The following is a 510-nucleotide window of genomic DNA, read 5'->3' on the forward strand; positions in this document are numbered from 1 at the left end:
TGTCAAGGGATGGTAAGGTTCTTCGCGTTGCATCGAATTAAACCACATGCTCCACCGCTTGTGCGGGCCCCCGTCAATTCATTTGAGTTTTAACCTTGCGGCCGTACTCCCCAGGCGGTCAACTTAGTGCGTTAGCTGCGCCACCCACGACTCAAGGTCACAGACGGCTAGTTGACATCGTTTACGGCGTGGACTACCAGGGTATCTAATCCTGTTTGCTCCCCACGCTTTCGTGCCTCAGTGTCAGTATTTGTCCAGGTAGCCGCCTTCGCCACTGATGTTCCTTCCAATCTCTACGCATTTCACCGCTACACTGGAAATTCCACTACCCTCTACAATACTCTAGTTTGCCAGTTCAAAATGCAGTTCCCAGGTTGAGCCCGGGGCTTTCACATCTTGCTTAACAAACCACCTACGCACGCTTTACGCCCAGTAATTCCGATTAACGCTTGCACCCCTCGTATTACCGCGGCTGCTGGCACGAAGTTAGCCGGTGCTTCTTCTGCGAGT

At 52.5% G+C, this 510-nt stretch carries 1 rRNA gene; it reads right to left on the reverse strand.

Annotated features, from left to right (window positions below):
- A 16S ribosomal RNA gene (locus H4J50_RS19085) occupies nucleotides 1-510 on the reverse strand; the annotation flags it as partial.

This window comes from Colwellia sp. 6M3 (assembly GCF_014077595.1).
In the GTDB taxonomy this organism is placed as follows: domain Bacteria; phylum Pseudomonadota; class Gammaproteobacteria; order Enterobacterales; family Alteromonadaceae; genus Cognaticolwellia.